The following is a 4341-nucleotide window of genomic DNA, read 5'->3' on the forward strand; positions in this document are numbered from 1 at the left end:
AGTATAGGTAATTTTACTGGTCTAGCCACCTCTCAAAGGTTGGAGAACCTTTTCGCTGGAAGCCCTCAAGGCAATAAACCTACCTTCAGTCTAGCCGTACATCAGCTTACTTGAGCGGGCGATTGCTGGCAGGTTATTTAGGGTTTCTTTAACAAAGGGTCTTATCAATTAAAGGGCAGAACTTGTTTGAGAACTGCCAGCCGGGAACAGTTCCAGTAATCGATGTGAGAAACAATCAGCTCCTCTGAATTCAGATTAAGCTCACTCCAACCGGGAATTGCCAGTTGGGGCTTCCAGGGCAAGGGAGCCTTAAGATGCAGAGTCCAGCGCATTTTTATCTGATCCTGCTGCCGAGAAATTTCATGGAGATCCATGTGAATCTCCATAAAAAAAGTTTTAATAAAGCCAATCATGCGCTTGTATTGCCCCAGGCCGCGAAATTCATTCAGGGGGTCCTTGAAGTAAACATCCTCGGCGTAGAGGCTGTAGGTCTGATCGGCGGGGAAGCGATGGTAGTCTTGCTTGAGGGTTTCGACGATATCCATGCAAGGAGACTTCTAAATCAAGATAGATTTATTAACGTCGATATTCGTCCCCACAGTCACCAATCGATTGAAAGAGATTCTTTGCTTGGGTTTGAATTTGACTGATCTGGTCTTGATCCGCCTGATCTATTTCAAAGCCAAACACCTTGGCGTTGTCCTGCCGGTGTTCAGAAATCCCTAGCCGCGCCCCCACGATCGCTCCGGCAACAGTGGGCTGCTCCAAAATATACCGGACCGCCACGTTGGGAATTTTGACCCCATGTTTCTGGGCAATTTTATCTAACTCAGACAGCAGCGCTTGAAACAGGCTCCACCCACCCCAAGCATCCACCATGTTTTTATACTTGCGTAGAGAAACAGTGTTTAAGGCTCCTCCTCGCGGCTCCGGCTGGCCCAGGTACTGCTCAGACAACAGGCTGCCGCAGAGGGTGCCGTAGGCAAACAGCTGAATCCCCTGTTCCTGACAAAAGGGGATCATTTCGATCAGGGGGCGACGGTCCACTAGGGAAAACTGCACCTGGTTAGAGACAATCTGGATGCCGCTCTCAAGAATAATCTTCAGGTGTTCAGTGTCAAAATTGGTCAAGGCCAGATGTTTAATCTTGCCTTCCTGCTGGAGTTGACTCAGGTGCTGCAAGGCTTCTAAGTAATTGCGATCGCTATACTCCCACCAGTGAAACTGCAACAAGTCCAGGCACTCAACCCCCATCCGTCGCCGGGCAATATCAATATTTTTCTCTACCAGCTTGCGGCTGATCCGACCGGGACGGGGCACCCACTTGGTAAAGGCTTGGATCTGCTTAAGCGCTGCCTCCCCCCGCTTATCAGCCAGTTGTCGGCGAAATTCCCCAATTAAATCCTCCGCTGGACCGTAGTGATCGGCTAGGTCCCAGGTGGTATACCCGGCATCCAGGTAGTCAAACATCCCTTGAACTGCTTTTGCAGGCTCAATTCTGCCGTGCCCCCCGGACACCTGCCACATCCCATTCAAAATCCGACAGATATTGAGGTCAGGGGTAAACTGCAACCGACTGGATTCAGGGAGATTCATACTGCTACGTTGTGAGCGTGACCTTTACCAGGATAGAGGGAGCCGTTGCTTAGTAACTACCTCATTGACCCTCAGGCATTCCTTAGCATGATGTAGTTAACTGACTTTCTACTTGGGCAGATTTTGGTGATGACATTCCCTACTTCAGAATGCTAGGCTGCGTTAAAAGCCTTTATCCAGAAAAGATATAGAATTTCAATTGTAATAGGCTTGCAGGGGGGAAGATATTCAGAGTTTATCTATCACCTGAATGAAGAACCCAATCGCAGCAAGCTGCGGGGTATCCGATTAAAGAGAGAATAAGCGCATCTGTTGCGCTTGAGCCTTCTCTTGCTCCGTTCCCTGCTCCTGAATGTAGCGGTTGATCATCTCGCTGTTGACCCCATCGCCCACCGTGCCAATATAGCCACCATCACTCCAAAACTCTCCTCCCCATAGCTGTTTTCGTAGCTCTGGAAAGCGCTTGAATAACTCCCTTGCACTGATGCTTTTGAGAATTTGCATGACTCGGGAGGGAGCATATTTGGGGGCTGCACCGACAAAGATATGAATATGGTCTCCATCTGTTCCCATCTGCTCCATCTCAAACCAATAGCGCTCGCGATCTCCTGAAATACCTGCTTGAGGTATTCACAGCGTTCTTCTAGGAGCAATAGTCCTCGACGGTACTTGAGACAAAACACCATGTGATAACGAATCTGATACACGCAATGACTCGCTCGTTGCAGCTTCATGCTCTGATTATATTGCCGACTTAGCTCTCGGCAGGCTGCTTGACCCAATCGCAGCAAGCTGCGGGGTATGCGCAGCCGTTTTTAGATCAAAATTTTGGTCGGTCATGGAAATTCCTCCTCGTTACTGGATCTAAAGTCAGTCAATCTAGCCACGTTATCTGGTAGTGCATTAAATTGTTGTTGGATAAGTGGCTAAGTCATGCCAAGTCCAAGGGCGAGTTGCTAAGGCCGCTCGTTGAGCCGCCGTTGTCTTAAATCGACTGTGCCGCCAAATCCAATTGAAATAGCTCATGATTAATCGTGTTGTCACTTTTGTCTGCTCCCATAACTTGCCAAACTTATTCTGTCGTCGGTGCCACCGTCCTGTCTGTTGCCTAACAATGCCATTGGTGCGCTCGAGTCGTTGAGTTCTATCCTTGCCGATGTAATGCAATATCTCAGGCGGCAGTACCCGTTCATATCCTCCCCAATCATCACTATTCCAAAATTTGCAATGGGTTTTGCCTTCGGTGCTAACAACCAACTCCTCAATCAATTCATCGCTGTGTTTGCCCACTCGTGCTGCTAGGATCAATCCGCTTGAATTTGCTAAGCTCAGTCCAATCCAGCAGTCCCCAGCTCCCAATTCACTAGGCAGACATTGCTTCTGTTTTTTTGCACAAACGACCACATTTCATCCGCACTAACTTCTGAGGTGGCGACGTTTTCTACCTGTTCATTGTGGACAAGCTGAGCTTTGTTGCTAGCTGAGCGCACGATGCTCACAACTGTGTTGTAAGCAAGTCCTGTAATCCGGCTAATGCCCCGTAGGCTGCTCCCTTCGCTATGAGCCTGTAGCACTTGTTGGATTTGTTCTGGACTGACATGACGGTAGTAGTAAAGGGTGTCAAAACTCTCACAGAAGGTCTGTTTGCATTGCAGGCACAAGTAGCGTTGATGTCCATTGGGCATCTTGCCATGTTTATGAGTCTTGGGATGTCCACAGAGCCGACATTTCATAGCTGAAGCAGAAAGATAGTTGATTCTCTAGGCTATCAAAACCACATCCTTTTGATGCACTACCTTTAATTGCTTTGACCAACTCAGAGATGCGCGTCGAGCCCTGCTCAATTCCCTCAAAGGCTGTATTCACAGCAATCTGCTCCCAGTCAGTCAGCTCAGCCTCAATGGCAGCTAGCTTTTCTCCCATTACCCTGACAGCATCAGCGCCAAGTGCTTCAGCTTTGACTACCTGAATCATTGCCTCAGCGGCTTTATCCAGAGCACCCGGTTGCTGGCCGTCCATAGTTTGAATCCACTTGAGCTACCGGTGACCAACCAAACTTTCGAGTTATCAGACATAATAAATCTCTACATGAAATAATTAGATTTGTGCCAACATTGAGATATCTGAGTTAGAAGTTATCCCCATGCAGCTATTAGTGAGCAAAGAGCACATTGAAGTTTCTGCTGGGGTCCGAAGTGGCAAACCCCGGATCGCCGGGACCAAAGTTGCTGTAGAAGATGTGGTAGAGATGTACCTGAAGCTGGGTTACTCTCTGATAGAGATTGCTGGCACCTATAACCTGGATCTGGGGGCTGTTTATGCAGCAATGGCTTATTACTTCGACCACCGAAAAGAGATGGACCATCAAATAACTGAGAATCAGACCGGACCCGAAACCTTGAAGAACACTTTTATTCGCTGCTAAAGGCAAGAGCATCTGGTACTGATTGATCAGGGGCTGGCTTTTAGAGAGAGGGTTAAACATATGATTTATAAGTTTGGAATTAGAAGCCATGACCTAATCAGGAAGGATTTGCTTTGTGTAATCATGAGCGAAGCATCAACCAAAGGCCCGTAGGCAAAATTTTCTGGGATTTGGCGATTATTGCAGTCGATGATGGTTTTCCCGTCAAGAAGTTGGGGTGAAGAAAATAACTCAGAGGGCATTGTCCCTTGGGCCGTGTACAGAAGCACTTCCACAAATTCTGCTGCCGCATTGTTTGAGCCGCCCTGCAAACCCAGACC

At 48.1% G+C, this 4341-nt stretch carries 5 protein-coding genes and 2 pseudogenes; 1 reads left to right on the forward strand and 6 read right to left on the reverse strand.

Features of this window, described 5'->3' with window-relative positions; translation table 11 throughout:
- Window positions 1–164: 164 nt before the first annotated feature.
- From AC2VE5_RS24305 to AC2VE5_RS24325, 5 genes and pseudogenes are all read right to left on the reverse strand, one after another.
- On the reverse strand, window positions 165–545 hold the full coding sequence (locus AC2VE5_RS24305) for a C6orf136 family protein (protein WP_486890197.1): 381 nt from the start codon (window positions 543–545) through the stop codon (window positions 165–167).
- Window positions 546–576: 31 nt separating this feature from the next.
- The gene (locus AC2VE5_RS24310; RefSeq protein ID WP_486890198.1) at window positions 577–1596 is read right to left on the reverse strand and encodes an aldo/keto reductase; all 1020 of its coding nucleotides are present in this window, start codon (window positions 1594–1596) and stop codon (window positions 577–579) included.
- A 288-nt stretch (window positions 1597–1884) separates the two neighbouring features.
- Window positions 1885–2249: pseudogene (tnpA, locus tag AC2VE5_RS24315) on the reverse strand (IS200/IS605 family transposase).
- A 250-nt stretch (window positions 2250–2499) separates the two neighbouring features.
- Window positions 2500–3329 (reverse strand): IS1 family transposase gene (locus tag AC2VE5_RS24320; RefSeq protein WP_486890199.1). Its coding sequence is split into 2 segments (ribosomal slippage): window positions 2500–2985 and window positions 2988–3329, totalling 828 coding nucleotides; the frame shifts between segments, so codons are not numbered across the junction.
- Entirely contained in the window at window positions 3292–3615 is a 324-nt protein-coding gene (locus AC2VE5_RS24325; protein WP_486890200.1) for a hypothetical protein, read from the reverse strand. Before AC2VE5_RS24325 ends, AC2VE5_RS24320 begins: the two co-directional genes overlap by 38 nt.
- Window positions 3616–3739: 124 nt before the next feature.
- Between AC2VE5_RS24325 and AC2VE5_RS24330 the strand changes: the two genes are divergently transcribed.
- Complete coding sequence (locus AC2VE5_RS24330) at window positions 3740–4021, forward strand: DUF433 domain-containing protein (RefSeq protein ID WP_486890201.1); 282 nt, start codon at window positions 3740–3742, stop codon at window positions 4019–4021.
- Window positions 4022–4086: 65 nt separating this feature from the next.
- Here the strand turns inward: AC2VE5_RS24330 and AC2VE5_RS24335 are convergent.
- Window positions 4087–4341, reverse strand: a pseudogene (locus AC2VE5_RS24335) (hypothetical protein); the annotation flags it as partial.

This window comes from Aliterella sp. E5.1 (genome assembly GCF_057473825.1).

Bases quoted from the DNA above. Each gene is read 5' to 3' on its own strand.
- AC2VE5_RS24305 (WP_486890197.1), bottom strand. From the start codon at position 545: ATGGATATCGTCGAAACCCTCAAGCAAGACTACCATCGCTTCCCCGCC.
- AC2VE5_RS24310 (WP_486890198.1), bottom strand. From the start codon at position 1,596: ATGAATCTCCCTGAATCCAGTCGGTTGCAGTTTACCCCTGACCTCAAT.
- AC2VE5_RS24325 (WP_486890200.1), bottom strand. From the start codon at position 3,615: ATGGACGGCCAGCAACCGGGTGCTCTGGATAAAGCCGCTGAGGCAATG.
- AC2VE5_RS24330 (WP_486890201.1), top strand. From the start codon at position 3,740: ATGCAGCTATTAGTGAGCAAAGAGCACATTGAAGTTTCTGCTGGGGTC.